Raw genomic sequence first — 25,771 nt, forward strand, 5'->3', positions numbered from 1 at the left:
TTAAAATTCCACATCAATACCAAAACCATAATAACGCAATGTCGGATAAGAACGTCCACTATTAGCTCCACCTGCAGACATCTTAGAGTCAAACTCAGTTGATTCAGGATCAATAAAACTATTATTACTGAAAGTCAATAAGTTTTCTCCGCTCACGTATACTCTAAGTTTTTCCATTCCCACTTTCTTCGACCAAGATTTAGGAAGTGTATATCCTATCACCAAATTCTTCAAACGCATGTATTTACCATCAAGAATCTGCATGTCAGAACCAGTTCCATAGTTATTTTTATTCGAGTCAGAACCTGGAGCTGCTAGACGAGGCCAAGTTGCATCCGTATTTGTTGGAGTCCAGAAATCAAGCTGATGTTTGAATATATTATATGAATAATTACTATGTAACGGTTCAATCAATTCACCACGCAACATCATATCACGTTTTCCGACTCCCTGCCAGAACATACTGAAATCAAGTCCTTTCCAAGAAAGATTATAAGTAAATCCAAATGTATATCGAGGGAATGCGTTTCCTAAGATAAAGCGGTCTTTTGAATCAATAACTCCATCGTTATTTCTATCAACAAATTTCACATCACCAGGTTGCACTTTACCTCCAACAGGAATAGCAGAAGCTTCGATCTCCTCATAACTCTGGAAATATCCGTCAGTCTTATAACCATAATAAGAGTTCAAAGGTACACCTTCACGAATGATACGTTCCAGTTCATCAGCCTTTTTAATTTGCTCATGACCAGGGAATTTTAAAACCTTATTATAAGAGTCACTCAAGTTAAGGCTAAAGCCGTGCTGAACCTGACCTGTACGTATATTGTAGTTAATACCTATTTCCCATCCTTGATTTTGCATTTCACCGATATTATCCATTGGCATATCTGTTCCAAAAACAGTAGGAACTATAGGCTTCATCAAAATATCAGTTGTACGTTTGTAAAAATAATCAAATGTAAGATTCAATTGATTATTGAAAAAAGAAGCATCTACACCTATATTAAATGTTTTTGTTTTTTCCCAAGTCAAATCATTCAATCCTAAAGCAAAGCCAGCTCCTGAAACAACCGAATTACCATAAGCATAATTATTATCATATACTGTATAAGTTGTAAAACGGTCGTAAGTACCGATAGCTTGACTTCCCAGTATACCAAATGAAGTACGTAACTTCAAATCGCCTACCTTCTCTTTATAGAAACTCATAAAGTTTTCTTCTGATAAACGCCATCCCAAAGATACTGAAGGGAAGAATCCCCATCTGTAATCTTTATGGAATTTCGAAGATCCATCATAACGGAAACTGAACTCTCCATAGTACTTATCAGCATAAGAATATCCGACACGACCCAACAAGGAAGTAAGACTAGTACGATTAGTATCGTCTACAGAAGTCTTTCCTGTTATATTACCAGCTTCTCCCGTAGTAGTATCTGTACCGATTCCTAAATCTGGATCAACATATTTCTTTTCAATTTCATTGGCAGTATAGGTATACGATTCATTTGTAACACCAAACAGTCCATTTACAGTATGTTTACCAAAAGTTTTATTGTAGTTCAATAAAAGCTGAGTATTTATCAGATACGCATCACTATTCCAGTTACTGGTTTTATTATTCGCTAAATTAACAGGTCTTGGAGTAGTAGCGTCTTCACTTGCATAATATTCTACAGCATTATTTCTGGTAAAACGAGTATCATTGATTACATCTGCTCCCAAAACTCCTTTTAAAGAAAGCCCATCAATAATCTTCATCTCAGCAGAAACATTCGCATTTAAGTAATTATTACGATATTTATTGAATCCGCCTGCTTCCAACGCTCCTAAAGGGTTAAACTCAGATAAAATATCATTCAATAAATAGCGTCCGTCTGCCGATTTCATTTTATAATAATAGTAAGTCGGAACACGTTCTGCATCAATTTCCAGACTACTACCAGTAGTACTAATACTATTATTACGCGTATATGCCAGAATTGCATTCAATTTGAAACGACCAACCTCTGTATTTATATTTGTACGGAAGTTATAACGTTCCACTCCGAAATTCTTGTTACCTACATAATTACTTTCCTGATCAAAATATCCCATAGAAACCATATAGGTCGTATTAGCAGATCCTCCTGAAACACTCAGATTATAATTCTGCTGTAAAGCTGTACGCATAATCTGATCGTAGAACCAACTTTCTTCACTCTGATGTGCAGCTAAATCACGAATCTGCTCTGGAGTAAATTTCGGATCATTTCCAACATTTGTATTAGCCAAGTTTGTTAAGGTTGCATTCTGATACCCAGCTACCGGAGAGAATAAAATATCAGGATTTTGCCAACCCACAGAACCATTTAAACGTACTGTTGGTTTTTCATTCTTTTTACCAGATTTAGTAGTTACCACGATTACACCATTTGCCGAACGTGATCCGTAAATAGCGGCTGTACCAGCATCCTTCAATACAGATATATTCTCAATATCATTCGGGTTCAACTTATTGAAACTTCCTCCATCAGACACAATTCCATCAATTACAATCAACGGACTATTATCATTCAGCGTACTGATACCTCGAATATTAAAGTTAGTTTTATTATCGTTAGGGTTATAGCTTGTCTGTTGGACAATTACTCCCGGTGCTGCACCCTGTAAGGCTTGTGTAACATTAGCTACAGGACGCTTAGTGATTGCTTCAGATTTTACCTGACTGACAGAACCTACTGCACTTTTACGCGTAGTAGTACCATATCCTACAACGATAACTTCTTCCAGTTGTTCCGTATCTTCCTGCAATGTAATCATCAGATCAGACTTATTTCCGACCTTCACTTCTGTTGTCTTATATCCGATATAAGAAAAAGACAACACATTTCCCTTTTCACACTGAAGGGTGAAGTTACCATCTATATCGGTAACAGTTCCCTGTCCCGACCTACCTTTCACTGAAATGCTGACTCCTATCAACGGCTCTCCATTTACATCCTTTACATTTCCCCGGATTGTCATCACAGCTTGCGATACTTCCTGACCGCCTACAGTTGCATAAAGAGTAGCAACAGGTGAGGTTAATGTAATGGCCGCCAGAGCAGCTAACATTTTTAAATTAGTATTCATTTTTATTGATTTAAGTTATACATCTTCTATACAAAGCTTCGAAAAATAAGATAGAATACAAATTATCATCTTATTACTTTATTCCATTCAGCAGTTCCAGTTTGCCATCTGCAATCAATTTCAGTATCAGCTCACCAAATAATGTATTCTGCCATGCGAACCAAGGACGAGTAAACTTCTCTGCATTATCCTTATGGAAAGATTCATGCATAAAACCAGTTCCCGCATCCGTAGTCATCAGCATTTTTATACAAGACTGAATTTCTTTATCATCCTGACTGGTAAAAGCTTTCATCATAATACTCATAGGCCATACCATATCATAACCAATATGAGGTCCACCTATTCCTTCGCCTACTTTTCCTTTAAAGAAATAAGGATTATCTTCACTCCAGACAAAACGACGTGTATTCTGATAAATAGGGTCGTTTACATCAACATCTCCCAAATAAGGCATTGCCAGCAAACTAGGAACATTTGCATCATCCATTAACAGATAATTTCCAAATCCATCTACTTCATAAGCGTAGATCTTACCATATTTAGGATGGTTGTAAATCGCATACTTCCGTAAAGCTTTCTCAACTTCATCAGCCAAATCAGTACACTGCTTAGCTAATTCTGGTTTTTTATTAACCTGCTTTAAAATTTCTGCCGCTTTTCTCAAAGAAGTAACAGCAAAGAAATTAGAAGGAATCAGAAACTGGAATGTAGAAGCATCATCAGAAGGACGGAAAGAAGAAGCTATCAAACCTACAGGCTTCACCGGATTTCCCCATCCCTCATTCGTCATCGTATCCAAAGCACGTTCTGTTTTTCTTTGGAAAGAATATGAGCCACGTCCGTCTTTACGTTGCTGATCCTTAAAAGTAGTCAATATATTTTGAATAGCTTCAAGCCATAAATCTCCAAAGACAGATGCATCACCTGTAATTTTCCAATAGTGATAAGCCAAACGTAAAGGATAACACAAAGAATCAATCTCCCACTTACGCTCATGAAGTTCTGGTTTCATATCTGTTTTATCACTCATCCATTCTCCACCAACCGGACCATCATTAAACCCATTTGCATAAGGATCAATATTGATACATTTCCACTGACGAAGAATCACTCCTCTAAGCATTTTTTTCAAAGCCGGATCTTCATTAGCCAGATCTACATATGGCCATACTTGTGCGCCAGAATCACGTAACCACATGGCATGAATATCACCCGTATACACAAATGTATCATCATCACCATCCTGAGTACGATAATGCACGGTAGTATCAAGGGTATTCGGGAAACAATTTTCGAACATCCATCTTAAATAAGGATTAGTCAACAGCTTCTTTACCTCTTGTATCTTAGCCTCAACAGCTTTCGAATGAAATAAACGTTTTGAAACTTCCGGACGTTGTGACACATAATCTTGTGTACTCTCACGAACTGCAACAGGAAATGGCTCTACTAACGAAGAAGCATAACCGTTTTCTGACATAAAGCTGGCTCCAATAAGTGTACACAACAATACACTTTTTAAACTAACTGAGTTTTTCATAACTATTATATTTTACTTTATTTTTGCTAATCTTGCATACATTTCTATCATCGCTGCTTGAGTAAGTAACCACTTCGTATTTTTACTTTCATTTCTTTTTTCTACAAAGCAATCATCGTCAAACAGCATATTCTGATTGGGGTTATGTTCCCACATATATTGCAATGTTTTCTTAAAACTATTCAAATAAACAGGATTACGATCTACTTTATACAGCTCCTCAAATCCCCTCAGCATAATGGCAACAAACCAAACATTTCCATTTTTTATTGCCTTAAATGATTCGCCATCTTCAGCTACAAAGTCTTCAAAAAAATATTGACCACATGCCGACGCCAAACGTTGCGCTTCTTCTAAATATAAATTCTCTTTTGTCAGATTATACAATAGCACTGAAGCTTGCAACATCTGTCCTGCATTATATTGAAACTTGGTTCTATTTACACTACCATCCAAAGTAATATTATCAAAATAAAGAAAATCAGCAGGGTCTTGTAAATTCTTCTTCGTCCAATAATATAGATCCTGCCCCATTCTAAAAAAGTGTTTCTCTTTAGTCAATGAATACAACCGTAAAGCCAGCACTGCTGCCGGAGCATTCGAACATGTATTCTTAGATTCTTTTTTTTGCTCACACCAGTAAACTCCACCTCCTAGAATTGAATCGCAACCACTTTCTATAAAACTCCAAATATTGCGTGCTGAAGCTAAATAAGCATCATTTCCTGTTTGTTCATACAGATCCAAGAAGTCTAATCCTAACCAAAGATTATCATCATAAAAACGATCCGACTTTCCACTTTCTGTAAGATAAGATTGATAACAACCCGGTACACGCAATGAATCAAAGTAACATTCCAGGCCCGGTAAGATTACAGATTCAATCATGTTCTCATATTTCTTATCGCCTGTAGTTTTCTGCAAAGCATTCAAAGCTGAAAACATACCTGAAGTCGGCCATAAATAAGCAACTCTATTCTTACGTATGGTGTCAGCTCCTGCTAAATAGGTAACCAGATCCGCATCACGTTTAGGATATGTTTCATAAAACAGGACCTGACCAGGTACTTTATAATACATCAAAGTACTATCCATTAACGTCATGGCATAGCTTGCAAAATCAGATTCATGTTTTACTTTGTGACACCCACTAAATATGAATAAACACCCTATAAACAGGATTAAGATTTGGTTTTTCATATCTTTAATAATCTAATTAAACGCCTTTCACTCATTTAAGTTGCAGCAAAGATAATTTAACAATACGTTTTTTTTATATCCAAAACTGACAATCATGTAACGCACAAGAAATATGTAAATTGCTAAAGGCCTCCCTATTGTATACATCCATGACATAAATGTATTTATATATGTCAATTATGTTATTCAGCATCTCATACGGCATAGCATAATACTTTTCAGAATAGGGAGAAGATAAAAAAAGAAAAAGCCATAGCATGATCTCAGAAATAAATCTTGCTATGACTTTTTATATAATTTATAATCTGTTCTTTTAGAGATTTTTTATTTCTCTTTATTCTGTAACAGTAAATTTCAAGACAAACACATCCTGACTATTTGAGCCTATCATTACATTAAAATCTCCCGGCTCACAGACATAATTCAGGTCGTAATCATAAAATTTAAGAAGTTCAGGAGTAATCTTAAAGGAAACTTTCTTACTCTCTCCTTTCTTCAAGTGTATACGCTGGAAACCTTTCAACTCTTTTACAGGACGGGTAATGCTGCCAACAATATCACGGATATACAACTGAACAATTTCGTCTGCATCGTAATTTCCTGTATTCGTAACTGTAATAGAAGCTGTCAGCTCACCATTTTGTTTATTCATAGAATCCGCACTCAACTGCATATCTGAATAAGCAAATGTTGTATAGCTCAATCCATATCCAAAAGGATATAAAGGATCATTCGAGACATCAATATAATTGCTACGGAACTTCTCAAACCATCTTCCTTCTGCAAGAGGTCGACCCGTATTTTTATGATTGTAGTTCATTGGCAATTGTCCGACATTCTGTGGGAAGGTTGCTGTAAGCTTTCCACTTGGACAAACGTCACCAAACAAGACATCACATATAGCATCAGCCGATTCACTTCCTCCAAACCAGACATTCAAGATTGACGGAACATGTTGTTGTTCCCATGTCATTACTGTAGGACGTCCTGAAAAATGAACTAACACAACAGGCTTACCTGTTTTCAACAAAGCATCCAATAAATCTCTCTGCGCATCAGGCATTTCCAACTCTGTACGACTACTACATTCACCACTCATTTCAGAAGATTCTCCTAATGCAGCAACGATGACATCAGCTTGTGCTGCAACATTCAAGGCTTCTTCTAATAGCTTCTTATCATCTCCACGAGGTATTTCACGCCCAAACATTGTAGCACGAGTCTGATAGTCGGCATCGTACATCAAATTACTTCCTTGTGCATAAAGAACATTAGCCTGATTACCAACAGCTCTTTGAAGTCCTTCCAGAAGTGTGCTATAGCGCTGAGGAGTAGCAGCTACACTCCATGTACCAGGCATATTGGTACGAGTGTTAGCCAAAGGACCAATCAATGCAATATTTCCTTTTTTCTGTAAAGGCAAGAGATTGTTCTGATTCTTCAATAAAACAAATGATTCTGCGGCTATTCTACGAGCTTCAGCACGGTGTTCTGCATTGTATAAGTCTTTAGCCGGACGTTTTAAATCACAATATTTATACGGATCTTCAAACAGACCTAACTTATATTTAGCTTCCAGCATACGACGACAAGCTGTATCGATATCCTGCATGCTGACTTTTCCTTCCTTCAGCGACTTTTCGAGTGTTCCGATGAAACCATCAGCTACCATATCCATATCCGTACCAGCCTTTAGTGCACGTGCAGATACTTCTTGTAAATCACCGATACCGTGATCAACCATCTCAGCAATTGCCGTATAGTCAGTAACTACAAAACCGTCAAATCCCCACTGATTACGCAGAACATCCGTCATCAACCAGCGATTAGCGGTTGCAGGTATTCCGTCGACCTCATTAAATGAGCTCATAAAGCTACCAGCACCAGCTTCTGCTGCTGCTTTATAAGGAGGAAAATATTCATTAAACATTCTGTTACGGCTCATGTCTACAGTATTGTAATCACGACCAGCTTCGATAGCACCATATAATGCAAAATGCTTTACACAAGCCATAACTTCGTCATTTCTCTCCATCTTCTCTCCCTGATAGCCTCTGACCATAGCTTTTGCAATCTCAGAGCCCAGATAGGGATCTTCTCCATTACCTTCTGAAACACGGCCCCAACGTGCATCGCGACAGATATCTACCATCGGGCTAAAAGTCCAGCAAATACCATCGGCACTCGCCTCAACAGCGGCAATACGAGCAGATTTTTCTATTGCTTCCATATCCCAGGTACAAGAAAGTCCCAAAGGAATAGGGAAAACTGTTTCATATCCATGAATTACATCCATACCAAAGAGCAAGGGAATGCCCAGACGGCTTTTCTCAACAGCCAGTTCCTGCATTTCACGGATTGCCTTTACTCCTTTCAGATTAAATAAGCCTCCTACTTCTCCGCGGCTGATTTTTCCGGCTACATCACTACTTTTAGCCTGTCCCGTTGTTATATTACCTGTTACAGGCAAGTTCAACTGACCTAATTTTTCCTGAAGAGTCATCTTGCTCATCAGTTCGGTCACGAACTTATCCATATTACCCTCATCTTTAGGCAACAGTGATTTCTTGTTCCCGGCAAACATAGCAGCCGACATACACAAAGAAGTCACTAAAAAGAATGTTGTCTTTTTCATACGTAAATATTAAGCGTCCTACACACAAAGTAGGACAGGTTTATACTAAAATTGATATAAATCCGAGGTTTTGGATAAAAGAAAGATTAGCACTTATGAGAACACAAGTGCGGCTATTGTACAATAATAAATAGCAACAGCTAAGAATTTAAAAGTTTCATACACGTGTACATAAGTCACAATCTTTGGCGCTTAGCTGTTGAGACCAATTTCATTGTCGGGCTATGGTAATTCCAGTAAAAGTCGGCCTTTGGTCTATATTATTAGTTCAGTGTTACAGCTTGTGGAACTTTAGTAAGTGAGACATTGTATCCAAGCTTTTTAAGTTCAGAAGACAAATATACCTTGCGTTTCTGCTCTATCTTGGATTGCATATATTGTGCTCCAAGTTCATGGTAACGGGACCCTGTACTCAGTATCAGATAAACGGATATCAACTGAGAATGTCCCACTGCAATCAAGGCACGTTTCTTTCCTCTGCGGGCAGCTATACGATGGTATCTCTCACTAAAAAACGTATTCTTTGTACGGGTCGCAGCCCATGCGGCTTCTGTGATTACCGCCTTTACCTGTTTGTTTCCGTGAGTGATTCGTGCGCTTTTTTTTTACCCGCACTCTCGTTGTTGCCCGGAGAAAGACCGGCCCAGGACGAAAGATGCTTTTCAGAAGGGAAGTGGGACATGTCAAGACCTATCTCAGAAACCAGATCCTCTACAACCTTGGTGCTAAAACCGGGAATCTCCCTGAGAAGTTCAAGGACATTCTCGTACTTGGACAACAGTCTCTTTATACGTTCGGACAAATCATCAACCAAAGTCTGAGTCTGGTCTATATCCTTTCGGATCATCTGAAGAAGATAAATGTGATGCTCTTCAACAAAACCGGTACACGCCTCAAGCAATTCTTCAGGACTGGCTGACAGTTTACCGTGATAAACTGAATTTATATCATCAAGAGTAAGGACTTTGCCTTCACAAAGCATATCAATAAGAGAAGTAGCTGTCGTACCGCTTGTATTACTTACTACACTTGAAAGCTTGATGTTGCAGTCTTCAAGAATACGCATCATACGGTTCTTCTCTGAAGCTATCTGCTGAATAAGCTTGTTCCGGTAACGCGTCAGGTCACGAAGCTGACGCTGCTCCTTGGGAGGAATATAGCTCGGTTTGAGAAGACCTGCCAGAAGAAGCTTGCAGATCCATTCGCTGTCCATCTTGTCTGTCTTGTGACCCGGAACATTCTTAATGTGACGGGCATTGACTATCCAGACATTGGGAATGGAATCTTCAAGAACCTTATAAACCGGCTTCCAGTAAACACCGGTACTCTCCATTCCCACATGCGTTACACCATTGGACAATAGCCATTCTTTCAATTCATTCAAAGAACTCGTGAAGGTTTTGAATGAGCGGGTCTCGCGTTGGATGCCTGCTCCGTCAATTGTCGCCACCACAACCTTCAGGTGGACGTCGATACCGCAAGCGCGCTGTATCAACTGAGGGAATGTCACTTCTGCCATAACTGATACATTTTAGGGTTACACTATACAAAGGTAACTTCAGCTTGACTATTTACATTCTCTTGGGCGTGATTTTTTATCTCATGGGTATTTCATTATTTCTTTCTAATTAAAATAAATCACTTCTTAACTTCAAAACCCAAATTCTTCAGTCCTGCCTGAATTTCAGGACAACTCATAAATAAGTTCCACAATAATCCGCTACGATAGTTTTCTATCATTGGCGCAATTGTACACTGATCAATGGCCAGATAATGCGGTACAGTCCAGTTATCCGTTTCTGAAAATGCATCATAAAAGCCATAAGTTCCCCATATGCTGTCACCTTTTGAATAGAAATATTTCAAGGCACGCATTGATTCTTCAGGAGTATAAGGGAAACTAGATAAAGCTGCAGTAGGAGTAATTACTCCCAAATCATTTTCACCCGGACAATGTGCAGCATATCCTTTCACAGAATAACTGGCTGTAAGTCCCCAGCAGTTTTCACCATAACCTTTAAATTTCTTAGGATTCTCTACACAATATCTATAGTCGGATAAAGCATGATTCCGTACTACATTCCAGTAATCAGCATATCTATCTTTAATCTTACGAGGATCAAGTCCTATATACGAATAGTGAGCCCAGAATAACGGTCCTCCCAATTCTTCCGCACCATTATGCTTCAATTCCAGAGGCAGTCCATATGGTACAGCTGAAGTTTTGATATCTCCTCCTCGCGCCCATCCATTATGATATGCAGAAGCAGGAACAGGATGAGTAGGTGAAGATGCAGCTAATACATAGACAATCAAAGCTTCATTATAGCCTTCGAGAGGAAAGTTCATTTCCCAGCCATAATTGGGCGACCAATGCCAATAGATGACATCCTTGCCGTTCTGATACCAATCGAACTCCATTTCATGCCACAATTTATTAATCTTTGTACACAACTGCTGTTCTTCCTGATTTCCATTTTCGAAATACTGGCGGACACAAAGTAAGCTTTGCATAACGAAACAGCTTTCCACCAGATCGCCTCCATCATCTTTCGTTCCAAAAGGTTTAACTTTCCCTGTCGGTCCATCAAGCCAGTGGGGCCATACTCCGTGAAAACGATCGGCACGTGTAAGATAGTCTACGATTTTATGTAAACGTGCTACTCCTTCTTCCCGAGAAATAAATTTTCTATCAATAGCAACCAGAATACCTGCGATACCAAATCCACTTCCTCCCGTAGTAACTACTGAAGAATCATTCTGAGGATAGTTTCCATCCAGATGAATACGTTCAGGAGCCAGACCAGATGCCTTTTCTGCTCCATCCCACATATAGTTAAAATGCACCTTTTGTATATAATCTAACATCACGCTGTCCGAAGCAAAAGAATCCGGACGAGATGCTGTCTGTTCGGTTATACTTAAAGTTTTTTCTTTGGACGTAGATGTACATGAAAGCAAAAACAATGCACACAGACCACAAAAATATTTCCACATAAGAATTTACAGATTATCGGTTTATAATACTTTCAGGAGCATCACCTGCACATACGTGATAAACTCCTGAAAGCTACCTTCAAAAAAACTATCTACCTTTATTCATCCTTTGGCTCATTTTCCAAAGTAGAAGAGATGTCTATCTGAGCTGTAGGAACCGGATAATATTCCTTTCCAGAAGTCCATCCCAACGGACCTAATACCTCACTCAATTTCCCGGTACGACGCAAATCGTTATATCGTTCACCCCATTCTAAAGCAAGTTCCATACGACGTTCGTCCATAATCTGGTCAAGTGTCACATCTTCCAGTTCAGGCATTCCTGCACGCTTACGAACCAAATTGAATGAAATATCACCATCTTTATTCTGACGAACTTTAGCTTCCGCATTCATCAAAAGGACTTCTGCATAGCGGAATACACGAATATTATTATTTGTTCCATACTCTGTGCGCCCTTCAGTCATCTGGTTAGACGGAGTATATGCCTTGCCATTGAAGCAATCTGGAGCAACATCACTAGCTGGTGCTTTAATGAAATCACCTTCCTGAGTAGTTTCACCTGCCATTAAGAAAGTAGTAGTAGCACGAATAGTCTCACCACGTTCTGCAGCCCACTGACGGAAAGCTTTGGTCGGACTGATAAAGCCCCATCCAGATATATTACCATCATTCAAAGGTCCCTGGAATGTGAACCAGCTATCCGAAACAACAACTTCTCCCGAACCATTTCCAAAGTCAGTAAACTGCATTTCGAACAAAGATTCATCGCAAAGCTTACCTGGAATCTTGAACAGATTGTTGAAATCACTGTACAAAGAGAATTTCTTACTACCAATAATATCATCTGTCAGTCTTTCAACTTCCGACCAGTTTCCCTGCTCCATATAAACTTTAGCAGCCAGCATTTCAGCTGTAAAAGCAGAAACAGCTCCGATACGGTCTGTATATTCATTAGGGCGGATACGTGGCAAATATGTCATAGAGTATTCCAGATCACTCAGCATATAACGATAAACAGCATTGACTGTAGAGCGAGTCATATCTGTCTGCTTATTGTCACGCAAGATAGTAACCGGGCCAAATAACTCTGTCAGACGATAATAGCAGTATGCACGAATAAATTTTACTTCACCTGTATATTCTTCATAACGTTTTCCATCTGCCTCCGAAACAATATTTACGGCATAATTATCAAGGGCTTCCAGTGCTGCATTTGCAACTTTGATGATATCATAGTAAACCATCCATGCTTCATTGGTTCCCCAAAAACCTGCATTATAATTATAACTCTGATCAATAGCCACCAAATCAGCCTGATCATCAATTCGTCCGGTAGAAACATCATCATCACGTACTACTGTAGCTCCCCATACAATCCAGTGAGAACCTCTCTGACGCAATTTGGCATAAACACCAGACACCGGCTGGTACATATTATTCAGGTTCGTATAGTCAACTTTCTCTTCGTCTACCTTATTTTCCGGCAATTTATCCAAAAAATCGGAGCAGGAAGACAATAATGTTGTGGCAGCAAATGCACACAATAATATATTTTTTATCTTAAGACTTTTCATAACTTAACGTGTTTAGCAATTTATTAGAAATCAATAGTCAAGCCAAAAGTATAAGTGGCTGCCAAAGGATAAACTCCCTCATCCCAACCAAAGTTTTGACTAATTTCCGGAGTAAATCCGTTAGATGTAAAGTAAGTAAACGGACGATCAGCAGTCAAGCTAAGTTTAACTCCTGGCAATGTATAGCCTCCCATACGGATATTACGGAAATTATATGCCAACATAATATTCTGTATGCGGAAGAAGTTTCCTTTTTCAACAAAGAAAGAATTTGTATGGCTATTGTTCCATGCTTTCAGCATACCTTTTGCTGACGGATAAGTATTGGTAGAACCTTCACCTGTCCAACGGTTATCATAAAAGTCTTTATCGAAGTTGAAGTTTGCCTGAGTGTAACGTACAGCACGTTTACGGTTATAAATTTCATTTCCAGCCTGTCCGAATGTTGACAGAGAGAATTCCAGATTCTTATATTGGAAACCTAAATTGAAACTATAAGTCAATCTCGGAATATTCGATCCTAAAATCTGACGGTCCTTATCATCTATAACCTGGTCATTATTTATGTCTTCGTAAATAAAGTCACCTGGTTCCAGTCCATTCGCATTAGCTATCGGGTCTGCATCAATCTGAGCTTGATTCTGATATACACCCAATACCTTATATCCATAATACGACTGCATTTCTTCTCCTACCAGATTTATGGTACGGCTCTCAGCGCTACCGCCATAAATATAAGGAGCACCATTCAAACTCTTTACACGGTTACGGAGAGTAGACAAGTTTACTCCAGCATAATAGCTGAAATCTTTGCCAATTTTATCACTCCAGTTTAATTGAATATCAACACCACTGTTTTCAATTTCACCATTGTTTCCAGCTAAAGTTTGAGTACTGAAAGGCAAGGTTGTACTGATAACAGCATTCTTTGTCATACGATTATAATAATCTACATCAACATTCAGGCGGCTATCAAGTACAGCGAAGTTTACACCAACATTGAATTCTTCTACTTTTTCCCAACCTAACCAGCTAAAGTAGCTTGTATTCTGGAAACCAGGCAATGTAGTATTTCCAAATACACCTGAAGCAGATGTGCCAGTTACAATTGAAGCAAATCCATCACTGGCAGAAACATGGTCATTACCGAGCTGTCCCCAGCTGGCACGTACCTTCATGTAGTCAATTACTTCTTGCTTCTTAAAGAAATCTTCATCACTCATTACCCATGCAGCACCCACAGAAGGGAAATATCCCCATTTGTTCTGATATTTGGAACTACCATCTGCACGCATTGTCAAAGACAATAAATATTTTCCTGCATAATCATAACTAGCACGAGCAAAATAAGACAATCCACGATAGCAAGAACCGTCATCACTTACCTCACGTCCTGTTGCATTACCTTGAGTAAGATATAAATATTCATCATAGTCACCGGGAACATTGGTTGCTTTTCCTTCCAGCTTGCGCATCTGTTCCTGACGAGCAGACTGTCCTAACAAGACATTCAGATTATGACTACCCCAAGAATCTGTATAAGTCAATGTATTATCCCATATATAATTATAATAATTTGTGTCTGTCTTGGTCAATCTTGATTCTGAATTCTGTTGCAACGAACTTACCAGATAAGGCTGAACATATACACGTCCTCTTATCAATGAGAAGTCCTGGCTGTAACTTGTCTTGAATTTCAGTTTATTAGGAATTAAATTCAATTCTGCAAAGAAATTTGCCATAACCTGGAAGTTCTCATTCAGACTATTGTTATTGTATTTTGCAATAGCTACCGGATTCGAGAAGTTATTAGTAAGACCAATCTGCTGAGGAGAAGCAAATTTTTCAGGGAAAGCCTCATCATCCGAACGGCTATAATCGTATACCGGAATTAAAGAAGGCATATTGTATGCAGCCAGCCAAGCTGAATTTTCTGCATTGTACTGTTCTGAATTACTGATAACAATGTTGCTTCCTACTTTCAACCAGTCTGTTGCTTCAAAATCAAAATTTGCACGGAAATTCAGACGGTTATAACTGTTTCGGGTATCCATGATACCATTCTGATACAGATAATTTACACCCACTGCATATGTTGCCTTCTCACTACCTCCGGCAATATCTACTCCATGATTAGTCATCAATGCAGGACGCAGCAACTCATCATACCAGTCAGTATCAGCTCCAAAAGTCAACGAATCATAATTACCGCCGAATTTTTCGATAGAAGCTTTAACCAGCGGTTCATATGCCTGACGGTTAGCTTCAAGCACTAACGTAGCATATTCATGCGAATTAGCCATATCAAGCACATTGGTAGCAGTCTGTACACCTACATAACCGTTATACGTAATCCGCGCTTTTGTATTACGCTTACCTTTCTTTGTTGTAATAATCACAACTCCATTGGCAGCACGTACACCATAGATAGCTGCAGCCGAAGCATCTTTCAATACAGAAATTTCCTGAATATCAGAATTGTTCAAGAAGTTAATGTTATCGTAGAACATACCGTCTACAACATAAAGAGGAGAAGTGTCACCAAATGACCCCAAACCACGGATAGTTACTTTCGGACCACTACCTGGAGCACCCGATGAAACGACATTCATGCCAGGAACTTTACCTTGCAAAGCCGACATCGGTGAAGTTGTAGCCTGAGAAGCAATCTGATCACTTTTTACAACCGAAATAGGAGCAGTCAAATCTTTAGCTTTACTGGTTCCATAACCAATAACGACTACATCTTCCAACTTTTGAACATCATCAGAAAGCTCAACATTAACTGTAGTCTTACCATCGACTTTTACTTCGACGGTTTTCATACCAATAAAACTGAAAACCAACGTTCCGTCTGCTGGAACGTTTTCAAGAACATACTTACCATCTACATCACAGATGGTTCCGAGCGTTGTGCCTTTCACTACAATATTAGCACCAATTACAGGTTCCTTGAATGTTGCATCTGTAACAACACCTTGAACCGTTACCATTCGCTGTGCATAAGCGCCAACAACGAACAATAATGACATCAGAATGAATACTAATTTTTTTTCATGAATTGATTAAAGTTATGATTCAAAACGATGGCAAAGGTGAACATAAACTTAACGATTCACAAAAAAAGTAATACGACGTTACTACTTCGAGGCCTTTTCACACTACTTTTTTACTACTTTTTTCAGCTAATCAACATTAATAATCAGGTAATTAAAGTATCACTTCAGTTCTATCAAAAAGTCAACCAAACTCATGCCATCGGGTACTTCCATACGCTTTCTGATACGATAACGAGCTGCCTCTACACCTCGTATTGTCAGATTTGTCATTTGAGCAATATCTTTAGTGGAAAGGTTCAGGCGCAAAAAGGCACAGAACCGTAAATCGGTTGCCGTCAAGCTCGGATAGCGTTCACGCAACGTACGGAAAAAGCGCTGATGAATCAAGTCAAAATTCTGTTGGAAAACTTCCCACGAATCCTCTTCTACTATATTTTCATTAATTTGCTTCAGTACCAGTTCCATGTTTTTACGCCCGCACTGCGATTTCGCCAACTGCTCCTGCACAACCAGACGAAGTTTCTCCAGCATTTCCTGCTTGGCAAATGTTCCTAATGCCATACTGGCAAGCTCTTTTCCCTTGAGCGACAATTCTGCCTCCAGCAATTTTTTCTGCTGTTCAGCTATCAGTCTTTGCTGCTCACTCAATTTAATATTCTGCTCTATTTTATGTGCTTCATATTCCTTTCTCTTCTTTTCAGCAACAACCTTTCCCCGCCATCGGGCCACACCGTAAACCAATCCTCCCAACAGCAAAAGATATAAAAACAACATCGGATAAGACATCCACATAGGTTTATTGATAACAAAAACATACTCCGTTTCATCCAATAAACGGCCATCATCACTATATACCCCAGCCCACAAAGTGTATGTATCAAACTCCAGACTACCAAAGTGAACGGACGGGAAGGAAGAATCTTCTACCAAAAGCTGATTATTGGCATACAGCTTAAATTTAAAACGAATAGCCGGCTGATCATAACACGGATAAGATAAAAGAACAGATATGTCACGATAATCACTGGAAATTGTCGTTTTCTGCGATAAATCCAATGCCAGTTCTTTACCGGATGAAGAAGAAGCCAATATTTGCCGGATTTTTAAACCAGACAAGGCCTTCTGACCTATATATTGCTCGTTGAAATGCAAACAAGCTATACTATTATTCAGATTCAAATAACAATCGTTTCCATCTACATATATTTTATTATTCCCTTCAATACAAGGAGAATTGAACATTTCTACCGGAATACGACGCTTAATTACAAATTTTCCTTCCTGATAAGCCAGAAGAACATATTCATGTGAATTTATCAGCCACAGCATTTCATTATTATGCACATCTACGGCTGTATGGGCATCTGTCAAAAACGGAACAGAAGTATTCAACAAATCATAAGGCTTGATTTTCCGTTCGATATCATCGTACATGAAATATCCTTCTGTATTGGAAAAGACGATACGCCCTCTAATCTTCATTACATGAATTTTGCCGGACTTCTGCTTGCCTCCCAACGTATGAATATGCTCCAAATCTTTTATGCGATGCAAATCATCATCCAGTTTGATACGATAAAGTCCATTGTACATGTGTGAAGCCCAGATTGTTCCAGTACCATCAACTTCCAGCGACTTAATCGGCGCATAAAAATCCTGTACATTATGCGATAGTTTCCATATCCCCGCTTGTTTCTTCCAGATACGCAACTCCGCATAAGAGGCCTCTACCAGCACTTCTTGTCCGTTAATAGACACTTCAACAATACATGTACTATTTAACGCTCCGGGAACAGACTGAATACTTCCATTCTGTTCCACAAGCATCGTAGACATATCATTTCCAATAAATATCTGAGAATCAATTTGTTTTACATACCAATTCTGACCAGACGTATGCGGAAGAAGATGAATTTCACTTGTACGCCTGTTATATTCATAAGCTCCCTGATTGGTAGCCAAATAAATTTTTTCTCCTACCCTTTCCACTCCATAAACCATACCGATACTCAAATCTCTGACAGAAGGAGTGAGCAGTGTTATAGAAGTATTGGTATGAACAAAAGAAATACCATCATCCAGTGCTGCCCAAAGATTATTTTCCCTATCTCCGAACAGTCCCATTACAGAATTATTGTTCAATTGATTATCCCTGTTAAGATGCCAAAGCAGATGTCCTTTCTTATCTACTCCATAAATACCATCCAGAATCGTACCAATAGCCAATATAGAATCTCCAACCATTACAGCCCGGTTGCCTTTTGCCCATCTCAACTGAGCGTCTATATCCGTACGAAGTGCAGAAACAGTACCATGTTCATACACAAACAATCCACTGTCGACAGTAAGCAAAACCATTCCGCTATTTCCATAAGGCAATATTGCTACTACATTGTCATTACCTACAGCTGTGCGCTCCAAAAGAAGATGAAAACGTTGCCCGTCAAACTCATAGAAACCTTCATTAATCATCTGAGCATAAACTTTATCATGACAAGTATAAAAATACAAAGGGCGGAATCCACTTTTTCTGTCCATGTAGCTGACAGCTTTTCCGTCGTACGAATACCAGCCGGTAAACGACTGGAAATAGATTTTTTCTCCCAGGCGTATGATGTGCCAGATTTCATCGTTAGAACTTATTTTATCTTTAATCCCAGCACTCAAAGAATGATATTGCATTTGTCCATCCGTCTTCCGAATAAAGTAACCGAACTCTTCGAAAGAACCAATATATACTCTATCGCCATCAACAAAAACAGAACGGACAATATATCCACCGGGAACCCGGTGAAGTTCCCAGGAAAAACCATCGTAGACCAGCAAGCCATTATTATTACCAAAATACATTACTCCATCGTCACCTTGCGCACACGCCCAGTTCTGATGACCTCCCTCATAATCTTTTACCGTATAGTTTGTAATGGCAGGAATAAAATCAGCTCCCCAGACCTGAGAAAAGGGAAGAAACGAAAGTATTAGAAGTATCTTCAATAGTACTGACTTCATAGGAATTTTTTATAACATTTAAGTACAAAGATACACGATTTATTAAAATTCAATCATATCCATATACAGATTTTGCAGATAAAACAAAAGTCATTCATAGCTTACTGTGCCACGAATGACTTTTACAAATTCCCGTTCTATATTCTCTTTCTCTTATTTACAATGTAATATTTCAGAACGTTCGGCTACTCCATTCTCATTGAATGCCTCCACGCAGAAATAATAATCCTGTGTTGTTGTAAGCGAACGCATAAATAATTCATTTTCATCGTATACCATCCACGAGCTATACAACTTATCTGGAGCAATTCCCCATAATACATTATATCCTTGTGCACCTGGAACAGGTTTCCAACTGATAGCTACATCTCTGCGGTCCGCCTGACGAACCAGTTTTAATCCGTCAACTTTTTTAGGAGCCTTTCCTGTTCCTTTACCAAAAATACGCAATTCTGATATGGCCAGATGAGGGGTAGGTACATGAAGATTACGGTAACGTACATATCTGACTTTTGCAGGATGTGCCAGTTCGACATAGTCATTCGGAGTATCTTTGTAGCTTCTACGACGATCTACCAGAATCTTCCAATTTTTACCGTCGGATGAGCCTTCTACATAATAACGATGATATAATCCTTCATAACGTCCATACATATTGCTCTGATAATCATGATAATTAATCTGTACAGCACATACTTCAGCTTCTTTCTGCAAATCAATCACCACCCACTGATTATCATTATTAGCTTCAGCAAGCCAAAAAGATTTTGTCTTTTCATCGGTCAAGGCAGCAGGAGTGTATTCTTTTACATAAGAAGAAGCTGTGACAGGCTTCTTGTATGAAAGCAACATCCAACCGCGGAACTCTCCTTTTTTCCCTGGTACGGCTGGAGCATAATGAGGATAATCTCCAAAACGAGTATCACAGAACATAATACCGTCATTATCAAAACCCATAGGGAACATACAAAGACGACGCTCCCAATTTACATTGATAGACAAAGACATAGATGCAAAATGCCAGTATGTACTGTCAGGACCAAGTACACTGCTTCCATGACCTGCTCCATTCATAAAGCCACCAGGTTTATACGATACCGGATTATGTTTCTGATACGTATAAGGGCCCATTGGATGATCGGCTACATAAACTCCGTCACCGTATACATTAAATTCGGTTCCGGGAGAACCATATTGCAAATAATACTTTCCATTGTGTTTAGTCATCCAGGGGCCTTCTATAAAACCTCCCAGATCAGAGTCGCTTACATGATTTTCTCCAAATCGTTCCCAACCGTGATTTGCCAAATCAAGTCCAAAAAGCTCTTTCTTTTCTCCTTTTGGCAAGAAACGATGGTTACGATCCAATTCTATTCCTCGAATAGGGAAAACATTCGATGATCCCCAGAACATATAAGCCTTACCATCATCATCTATAAATAAATCCGGATCCTGCAAATCGTGCAAAATAGCAGGAACTCCTTTCCAGTTACCTTTCTTTGGATCATCTGTATAAAGCACACTCATTGACCCAGAGGGATCGCCGCATACATATAGCAATGAATCTTTATAATTATGTGCAGCAGGAGCGTTACATCCCTGCGGATACCAGTTGGCAGGAGCCGGAATAAAATTCCAGTTTTGCAAATCTGTAGAATGCCAGTAGCCATGTGAACGAGTGACAAACATATAATACTCACCACGAAATTCCACAACGGCAGGATCGGCTCCCGAACGATATGAAATATCCTTATCCGAATTGTAAATCATATACGTATAATCTACATTCAGCGGATTACAAAAAGTTTCCATACGGGTATTCTGAGCAAAAAGCGGCAAAGTCAAAGCCGCACAAGACATGGATAACAAAAGTGTATTCAGTTTCATAGCTATATAAATTTCGTTTCGCCAAAAGTAGATACATTTTTACGACTACCACTCATCGGCAACTACTACAAGAATACGTTTCCCTTGTTATCCAACCTACTTTTTACTACGTTTATCTTATGTATATCGTTATAAAACAAGGACTTAGATAAGCATCAGTCTATCAGTCTATACAAATGAAAAACAGGAACTTAATAAAGAGTCCCATCGAAGTTAATCAAGAGTTCAGAGTCAGGCTCATCAAATTCCACATAAAAATAATCATTACGGTCCGACCAGTCAAAAAGTTTCACATCATCCACCTTTTTCCCTTTTGCTGCAATAGTTTCTCTAACAGCACGAGGAACAACCAAAGAAGAAGAATCCTGATAATCCTTCGTCACATCAAACTCAGAACGTACCCATTTTCCTTCCTGAGTGATATATGCCTGCGCTTCTACTTTATCAAGTATAATATGCTGCCCGTTTTCTGAATACGTTCCACTATATATAAATTCAGCTTCATAAGCACCGACCAATATTTCCCATTTGAAATTTTTCACATCCGGATATTTTTGTTGAAAAGCATTTACAACCTCTTCAGATGGAGTAAGAGTTACATTTACATCATTCTTGCTGCATGAAGGGAGAACCAAGAACAATGCTGTCATCAGCATTACAAATGTGATTTTTAAAGTTTTCATAAAATCTTAATTTTTCAGGTTAGGTTTAGTTACATAAAAAATAATACAGACAACATCATACAAAAATCTTTTGTTCAAGCAATTAGAGTTTATTAAGTTTTCATCCTTTTTTCTACAACTCCAATCCACCCAAACGACAAATGTTGCATTTTTATTGCGCGGTTTTTCTGAAAAATCGTAACTTTGCGACATATATTTGGATTATAGTGTATGAAAGATACAAAACAGCAATTTGAACATGTGATTGCAATCTGTCGGGATTTGTTCGCGAAGAAGTTACACGATTATGGCGCTGCATGGCGTATAATGCGTCCTTCATCTGTAACCGATCAGATATTCATCAAAGCCAACCGTATTCGGAGTATCGAAATCAAAGGTGTCACACTGGTAAACGAAGGTATACGTCCGGAGTTCATTGCTATTGTAAACTATGGCATCATTGGGTTAATTCAGCTGGAACAAGGATATGCTGAAACTGATGATATGACCGAGCAACAGGCACTTGAGCAGTACGATAAGCATGCTAAAGCAGCATTAGAACTGATGCTTGCCAAAAACCATGATTATGATGAAGCATGGAGAAGCATGCGGATTACATCGTACACTGACCTGATTCTGATGAAAATCTATCGCACTAAGCAAATAGAAGCCTTGAGTGGTAATACGCTGGTATCCGAAGGAATAGATGCCAACTATATGGATATGATAAATTACTCAGTATTCGCATTAATAAAACTGGAATTTGGAGAATAAACATTTACATAGAGCCATTTTTGTATGGGTAAACATTTGCCGCTTTTTACTGGCAGGTGTTTTCATCTTTTCCGGATTCATAAAAGCCAATGATCCTTACGGAACAGCTTACAAAATACAGGATTATCTGGAAGCATGGGGATTCCAACACCTGATACCTGACGCATTCCCTTATCTGGGAGCAATGGCTATGGGTGTGTTCGAATTTGCCTTGGGATTTTACATGCTGTTCGGAATACACCGCAGAATAACCCCTACTCTCATGTTGGCTGTAATGTCTTTTATGACTCCACTTACTTTATGGCTTGCTATTGCTAATCCGATTTCAGATTGCGGTTGTTTTGGCGATGCCGTAAAACTGACAAACTGGGAAACATTCTGGAAAAATATCGTATTGCTTATTGCCGCCATTTCTGTGTTCAAATGGAGAAAAACAGGAATCGTAAAGCTTGTCAGCGAGAAAGTGGACTGGCTGGTTGCCCTCTACGGAGTTGTATTTATTATCATATATACCCTATATTGCATACGTGAACTCCCGGTATTTGACTTTCGTCCTTACCATATCGGAGCTGACATACGTAAAGGAATGGAAATACCTGAAGGTGAAAAGCCTACAACCTATGAAACAACTTTCATCTATGCCAAAGACGGAGTAGAAAAAGAATTTACCATAGACAATTTCCCATCGGATACAACCTGGACATTCATTGATTCGAAAACTCGCATCAAGGAAAAAGGCTACGAACCTCCTATCCACGACTTCTCGATTATGTCGCAAGAAGACGGAACCGATCTGACTGATATGATTCTGGATGATGAAAGCTATACATTCCTGCTCGTAGCTCCTCACCTGAGAAATGCAGACGACAGCGATATCGATCTAATAAATGAAGTATACGACTACAGCCTGGAACATGGATATAGATTCCTTTGTCTTACTGCTTCATCCGACGAAGACATTGCCATGTGGCAAGACAATACAGGAGCCGAGTATCCGTTTGCCCTGACTGATGAAATTACACTAAAAACCATCATCCGTTCCAACCCGGGACTGGTATTGTTGAAAAAAGGAGTGGTTATCAACAAATGGAGCAATAACCAACTACCTGACGAATATATATTGAACAAGCCATTAAACCAGCTACCCATAGGAGAACTGAATCCCAAGACTGCCAGTCATAAACTTATTGAGGTATTGGGATGGTTTGCAGGCCCATTGATTTTCCTTACCTTATGCGATCTTGCCTGGCTGAGATGGCACAAGCGGAAAACCAAGAAAGAAAATGCCAATAAAGAAAACTAATTATATAAACCCTTTAAAATTTAAACAAAATGAGAAAAAACATTGTAGCAGGTAACTGGAAAATGAACAAGAACCTGCAAGAAGGTATTGCTTTGGCAAAAGAACTGAACGAAGTATTAACAGCAGATAAACCAAACTGCGATGTTATCATCTGTACTCCGTTCATCCACTTGGCTTCTGTAACTCCTATCGTTGACAAAAACATTATCGGCGTAGGTGCAGAAAACTGTGCAGACAAAGTATCAGGAGCTTACACTGGTGAAGTTTCTGCAGAAATGGTTGCTTCTACTGGAGCTCAGTACGTTATTTTGGGACACTCTGAACGTCGTGCTTACTACCACGAAACAGTTGAAATCCTGGAAGAAAAAGTTAAATTGGCTTTGGCAAACAACCTGAAACCAATCTTCTGTATCGGTGAAGTTCTGGAAGAACGCGAAGCTAACAAGCAGAATGAAGTAGTAGAAGCTCAGCTGGCTTCTGTATTCTCTCTGTCAGCAGAAGACTTTGGTAAAGTTATTTTGGCTTACGAACCAGTATGGGCTATCGGTACAGGTAAGACTGCTACTCCTGAACAGGCTCAGGAAATCCACGCTCATATCCGTTCTTTGGTTGCTGCTAAATATGGTCAGGAAGTTGCTGAAAACACTTCTATCCTTTACGGTGGTAGCTGCAAGCCGTCAAACGCAAAAGAATTGTTCGCTAACCCAGACGTTGATGGTGGTTTGATCGGTGGAGCTGCATTGAAAGCTGCTGACTTCAAAGGTATCATCGATGCTTTTAAATAATTAAGCGAATTATAACTATTTATCACGGAAGGGCGTAATCTGTCTCTTCCGTGATATACTCTTATTCACATTCATAGAATATTCCGGTATGATAAAATATTTATTAGCCTTTGTGTTCCTGTTTACAGCAAGCGTCGCAAACGCACAGCGAAACATCATAGAAAGTCTGCAAACCCGCCAGCCGGGAGAAGGGGTAGTCAGTGTACATCAGGACAGCTACATCACTTCTCTGATAGGATTGCGCTATGCAGGTAATGCAGCAAGCTCCGGAGCTCCCAAAACCTTAAAGGCAAGAGGCTTCCGCGTACAGGTATATGCAGGAAACAATTCACGAGTAGCACGGAATGAGGCAAATGCCATGGCCAATAAAGTCAAAAAAGAATTTCCCGATATGCCGGTATATACTTATTTTCAACCTCCCCGCTGGTTATGCCGCATCGGTGACTTCAAAAGTATAGAAGAAGCACACGTAGCCATGCGTAAATTAAAAGCAAGCGGTGAGTTTAAAGAAGTAGCAATCGTACGCGAACAAATTAATATACCCATTGAATAATGATTGATACGAATCTGATGAAATTCCCCGAAGAGAAAGTGCAGAAACTCATGTCGCACTATAAGGAAATACTTTCTTTATTGGGGGAAGATCCTGAACGTGAAGGTTTGCTTAAAACTCCAGAACGCGTAGCAAAAGCTATGCTGACTTTAACTCGTGGTTATGAAGTTGACCCTAAAGAGGTGCTGAGGGCTGCAAAATTCAAAGAAGAATACAGTCAGATGGTCATCGTAAAAGATATCGACTTCTTCTCCATGTGCGAGCACCACATGTTGCCTTTCTATGGCAAGGTCCATGTAGCTTATATACCTAATGGATATATTACCGGGTTAAGCAAAATAGCACGAGTGGTAGATATATTCTCACACCGGCTTCAAGTGCAAGAACGCATGACTTTACAAATAAAGGAGTGCATACAGGAAACACTCAACCCATTAGGAGTAATGGTTGTGGTAGAAGCCAAACACATGTGTATGCAAATGAGAGGAGTAGAAAAACAAAACTCTGTAACTACAACTTCCGATTTTACCGGAGCATTCAATCAGGCTAAAACTCGGGAAGAATTTATGAATTTGATAGGCAGATAAAATATACATTCCTCCATAAATAGAAAATGATTTAGGTCAAGCCTCCGCGTGTAAAAAAGTCGTAACTTTGCACGCGGATT

At 39.2% G+C, this 25,771-nt stretch carries 16 protein-coding genes; 5 read left to right on the top strand and 11 right to left on the bottom strand.

Annotated elements, in window-relative coordinates:
- From ACDG22_RS01465 to ACDG22_RS01515, 11 genes are all read right to left on the bottom strand, one after another.
- Positions 1-3,012: a SusC/RagA family TonB-linked outer membrane protein gene (locus tag ACDG22_RS01465; protein ID WP_370858848.1), complete on the bottom strand. Its 3,012-nt coding sequence runs from the start codon at positions 3,010-3,012 to the stop codon at positions 1-3.
- A 181-nt stretch (positions 3,013-3,193) separates the two neighbouring features.
- Positions 3,194-4,663: a glycoside hydrolase family 125 protein gene (locus ACDG22_RS01470; RefSeq protein WP_022125589.1), complete on the bottom strand. Its 1,470-nt coding sequence runs from the start codon at positions 4,661-4,663 to the stop codon at positions 3,194-3,196.
- 12 nt (positions 4,664-4,675) lie between these two features.
- Complete coding sequence (locus tag ACDG22_RS01475; RefSeq protein ID WP_270230138.1) at positions 4,676-5,863, bottom strand: glycoside hydrolase family 76 protein; 1,188 nt, start codon at positions 5,861-5,863, stop codon at positions 4,676-4,678.
- A gap of 334 nt (positions 5,864-6,197) precedes the next feature.
- Complete coding sequence (bglX, locus tag ACDG22_RS01480) at positions 6,198-8,498, bottom strand: beta-glucosidase BglX (protein WP_270230139.1); 2,301 nt, start codon at positions 8,496-8,498, stop codon at positions 6,198-6,200.
- A 565-nt stretch (positions 8,499-9,063) separates the two neighbouring features.
- Positions 9,064-10,017: an IS110 family RNA-guided transposase gene (locus ACDG22_RS01485; RefSeq protein ID WP_007566304.1), complete on the bottom strand. Its 954-nt coding sequence runs from the start codon at positions 10,015-10,017 to the stop codon at positions 9,064-9,066.
- A 119-nt stretch (positions 10,018-10,136) separates the two neighbouring features.
- Positions 10,137-11,495, bottom strand: a complete 1,359-nt coding sequence (locus tag ACDG22_RS01490) for a glucoamylase family protein (RefSeq protein ID WP_270230815.1) — start codon at positions 11,493-11,495, stop codon at positions 10,137-10,139.
- A 98-nt stretch (positions 11,496-11,593) separates the two neighbouring features.
- Positions 11,594-13,072, bottom strand: a complete 1,479-nt coding sequence (locus tag ACDG22_RS01495; RefSeq protein ID WP_007569810.1) for a RagB/SusD family nutrient uptake outer membrane protein — start codon at positions 13,070-13,072, stop codon at positions 11,594-11,596.
- A 23-nt stretch (positions 13,073-13,095) separates the two neighbouring features.
- On the bottom strand, positions 13,096-16,104 hold the full coding sequence (locus tag ACDG22_RS01500; protein ID WP_270230816.1) for a SusC/RagA family TonB-linked outer membrane protein: 3,009 nt from the start codon (positions 16,102-16,104) through the stop codon (positions 13,096-13,098).
- Positions 16,105-16,290: 186 nt separating this feature from the next.
- A complete protein-coding gene (locus tag ACDG22_RS01505) occupies positions 16,291-19,140 on the bottom strand; it encodes a ligand-binding sensor domain-containing protein (RefSeq protein WP_270669063.1) in 2,850 nt (949 codons plus the stop codon).
- Between the two features lie 153 nt (positions 19,141-19,293).
- On the bottom strand, positions 19,294-21,027 hold the full coding sequence (locus ACDG22_RS01510; RefSeq protein WP_177593168.1) for a family 43 glycosylhydrolase: 1,734 nt from the start codon (positions 21,025-21,027) through the stop codon (positions 19,294-19,296).
- A 191-nt stretch (positions 21,028-21,218) separates the two neighbouring features.
- Complete coding sequence (locus ACDG22_RS01515) at positions 21,219-21,710, bottom strand: hypothetical protein (RefSeq protein WP_177593167.1); 492 nt, start codon at positions 21,708-21,710, stop codon at positions 21,219-21,221.
- Between the two features lie 210 nt (positions 21,711-21,920).
- Between ACDG22_RS01515 and ACDG22_RS01520 the strand changes: the two genes are divergently transcribed.
- From ACDG22_RS01520 to folE, 5 genes are all read left to right on the top strand, one after another.
- Positions 21,921-22,463, top strand: a complete 543-nt coding sequence (locus ACDG22_RS01520; protein ID WP_007569819.1) for a DUF1599 domain-containing protein — start codon at positions 21,921-21,923, stop codon at positions 22,461-22,463.
- Entirely contained in the window at positions 22,453-23,766 is a 1,314-nt protein-coding gene (locus tag ACDG22_RS01525) for a BT_3928 family protein (RefSeq protein WP_007569822.1), read from the top strand. The genes ACDG22_RS01520 and ACDG22_RS01525 overlap by 11 nt, the downstream gene beginning before the upstream one ends.
- A gap of 29 nt (positions 23,767-23,795) precedes the next feature.
- Positions 23,796-24,551: a triose-phosphate isomerase gene (gene tpiA, locus ACDG22_RS01530; RefSeq protein ID WP_022124723.1), complete on the top strand. Its 756-nt coding sequence runs from the start codon at positions 23,796-23,798 to the stop codon at positions 24,549-24,551.
- Between the two features lie 88 nt (positions 24,552-24,639).
- Entirely contained in the window at positions 24,640-25,104 is a 465-nt protein-coding gene (locus ACDG22_RS01535) for an SPOR domain-containing protein (protein ID WP_007569826.1), read from the top strand.
- On the top strand, positions 25,104-25,691 hold the full coding sequence (gene folE / locus ACDG22_RS01540; RefSeq protein WP_007569828.1) for a GTP cyclohydrolase I FolE: 588 nt from the start codon (positions 25,104-25,106) through the stop codon (positions 25,689-25,691). Before ACDG22_RS01535 ends, folE begins: the two co-directional genes overlap by 1 nt.
- Positions 25,692-25,771: the final 80 nt, after the last annotated feature.

It is taken from the genome of Phocaeicola coprocola, assembly GCF_041333015.1.
In the GTDB taxonomy this organism is placed as follows: Bacteria; Bacteroidota; Bacteroidia; order Bacteroidales; family Bacteroidaceae; genus Phocaeicola; species Phocaeicola coprocola.

Excerpts from the sequence above, each read along its gene's own strand:
- ACDG22_RS01500 (WP_270230816.1), bottom strand. The coding sequence starts at position 16,104 with ATGTCATTATTGTTCGTTGTTGGCGCTTATGCACAGCGAATGGTAACG.
- ACDG22_RS01470 (WP_022125589.1), bottom strand. The coding sequence starts at position 4,663 with ATGAAAAACTCAGTTAGTTTAAAAAGTGTATTGTTGTGTACACTTATT.
- ACDG22_RS01475 (WP_270230138.1), bottom strand. The coding sequence starts at position 5,863 with ATGAAAAACCAAATCTTAATCCTGTTTATAGGGTGTTTATTCATATTT.
- ACDG22_RS01505 (WP_270669063.1), bottom strand. The coding sequence starts at position 19,140 with ATGAAGTCAGTACTATTGAAGATACTTCTAATACTTTCGTTTCTTCCC.
- ACDG22_RS01490 (WP_270230815.1), bottom strand. The coding sequence starts at position 11,495 with ATGTGGAAATATTTTTGTGGTCTGTGTGCATTGTTTTTGCTTTCATGT.
- folE (WP_007569828.1), top strand. The coding sequence starts at position 25,104 with ATGATTGATACGAATCTGATGAAATTCCCCGAAGAGAAAGTGCAGAAA.
- ACDG22_RS01520 (WP_007569819.1), top strand. The coding sequence starts at position 21,921 with ATGAAAGATACAAAACAGCAATTTGAACATGTGATTGCAATCTGTCGG.
- ACDG22_RS01495 (WP_007569810.1), bottom strand. The coding sequence starts at position 13,072 with ATGAAAAGTCTTAAGATAAAAAATATATTATTGTGTGCATTTGCTGCC.
- ACDG22_RS01510 (WP_177593168.1), bottom strand. The coding sequence starts at position 21,027 with ATGAAACTGAATACACTTTTGTTATCCATGTCTTGTGCGGCTTTGACT.
- ACDG22_RS01465 (WP_370858848.1), bottom strand. The coding sequence starts at position 3,012 with ATGACAATCCGGGGAAATGTAAAGGATGTAAATGGAGAGCCGTTGATA.
- ACDG22_RS01535 (WP_007569826.1), top strand. The coding sequence starts at position 24,640 with ATGATAAAATATTTATTAGCCTTTGTGTTCCTGTTTACAGCAAGCGTC.
- ACDG22_RS01515 (WP_177593167.1), bottom strand. The coding sequence starts at position 21,710 with ATGAAAACTTTAAAAATCACATTTGTAATGCTGATGACAGCATTGTTC.
- ACDG22_RS01485 (WP_007566304.1), bottom strand. The coding sequence starts at position 10,017 with ATGGCAGAAGTGACATTCCCTCAGTTGATACAGCGCGCTTGCGGTATC.
- tpiA (WP_022124723.1), top strand. The coding sequence starts at position 23,796 with ATGAGAAAAAACATTGTAGCAGGTAACTGGAAAATGAACAAGAACCTG.
- bglX (WP_270230139.1), bottom strand. The coding sequence starts at position 8,498 with ATGAAAAAGACAACATTCTTTTTAGTGACTTCTTTGTGTATGTCGGCT.